Here is a 1357-nt window from a genome sequence, read left to right as displayed (position 1 = left end):
GAAGCACACTCCGCATTCGCGCCACGGAATGGGCATCGACCACCCAAAACGAGATCCGTCAGCGTCAATCGCCGCGCGGCACGCTGAAACATTGGAAAGCCAGCTTCTCAGCCAACTTTCGTGCATAGTTCAGGCTAGAGCCGCGAACTCCGCGGCCCGGCGTCGCTGCGCCTCCTCCGTCTTGGTCGTCGCAAGCTCGATCGCGTCCACGGCCAGGCGCCGCTCTGACTGCCGTCGCTCGAGCTCCCCGCGTGCCGCGTCGAGGTTCCGCGCGGCGTCCCGTCTGGCGCGGCGCGCAGCCTGGAGGGCCCGGACCTCGCGGGCGACGACCGCGGCGATGGCATCGTAGCTCTCGAGGGAGAACGGGGGATCGTCCTCCACCACCGTCGCAGGGCCCCCTGCCAGGTGCTGCTCCGCCTCCGCCAGGCTGCGTTCGAGGGCCGTGCGCGTATCCAGGAGCGCGAGCTGGCTTCCGGCCAGGCTCTCCAGGCGCTCCAGGACAATGCGCTTGTGCGTGACGAAATCCGAGCCGGCCGGCGTTGCCGTGGCCACCGGGGACTCGTCCAGAGCCGCGATCTCCCCCCGGATCTCTGCCTGGAGGGCGAGGGCGCGACTGCGCCGCTCTTCGAGGGAGAGCGGCTGCGAAGTGCCGGCCGCTTCCTCCGCTGCCGGCCCCGCCGGGATCTGGCCGAAGGCGGACGCCGGAGCCAGCAGAAGGTAGATCACGGGGGCGAGGGCGAGGGCGACGGCCCGGAGGCCGGGCTGGGGCTGCCGCGTGGAACTCATGACCCCGTGGAGTTAGCACGCAGAACGCGCGGCATCCTTTCTTCGTGGGCCTGGCCTGGGGGAGCCGTGAGCGCGAAGTGGACGGCTCCAGCTCCCGGACCTGCTGCCGGACGCCAGGGCGTGCCCTCTGGCACTGCGGAGGAAGAGAAGACCGACCGTGCCCGCGGGCGGCCCGAGACGCATCGAGAACGCCCGGTTGAATCGGTCCGCGTACAGGTCCGCGTGCTCCGTGGCTCGCACGGCCATATCGCAACGGAACTTTCCCCGCCCGAGCTGGCGCACCTCCTGGTTGACGCCGTGGCGCTGCATCATCTCCTGGTTCTCTTCCGCCGACCGGAACACGATCGTCTCTGCCGGGGAAAGATCCGAGGAGAAAGCCTGATAGTTCATCCACAGCCCTTGCCTACCGTGGAGCGCTCGGATGCTGGTCCCTAGCCTGAACTATGCACGAAAGTTGGCTGAGAACCTGGCTTTCCACGGTTTCGGCGTGCCGCGCGGCGATTGACGCTGACGGATTTCGTTTTGGGTGGTCGATGCCCATTCCGTGGCGAGAATTTGGGGCGTGCCTCGG

General features: G+C 68.5%; 2 protein-coding genes. Both read right to left on the bottom strand.

The window, feature by feature from the left end; translation table 11 throughout:
* Positions 1-129: 129 nt before the first annotated feature.
* Positions 130-786 (bottom strand): hypothetical protein, encoded by a 657-nt coding sequence (locus GY937_05840; GenBank protein ID MCP5056234.1) that lies wholly within the window; start codon positions 784-786, stop codon positions 130-132.
* 12 nt (positions 787-798) lie between these two features.
* Positions 799-1176 carry a hypothetical protein gene (locus GY937_05835; GenBank protein ID MCP5056233.1) on the bottom strand — a complete coding sequence of 126 codons (378 nt, stop codon included), beginning with the start codon at positions 1174-1176 and terminating at the stop codon, positions 799-801.
* Between the last annotated feature and the right edge of the window lie 181 nt (positions 1177-1357).

Source organism: bacterium, assembly GCA_024228115.1.
Lineage (GTDB): Bacteria > Myxococcota_A > UBA9160 > UBA9160 > UBA6930.
Note: the sequence above shows the minus strand (reverse complement) of the source record. Positions and strands in the feature narration are given on the sequence as shown.

Excerpts from the sequence above, each read along its gene's own strand:
- GY937_05840 (MCP5056234.1), bottom strand. The coding sequence starts at position 786 with ATGAGTTCCACGCGGCAGCCCCAGCCCGGCCTCCGGGCCGTCGCCCTC.
- GY937_05835 (MCP5056233.1), bottom strand. The coding sequence starts at position 1,176 with ATGAACTATCAGGCTTTCTCCTCGGATCTTTCCCCGGCAGAGACGATC.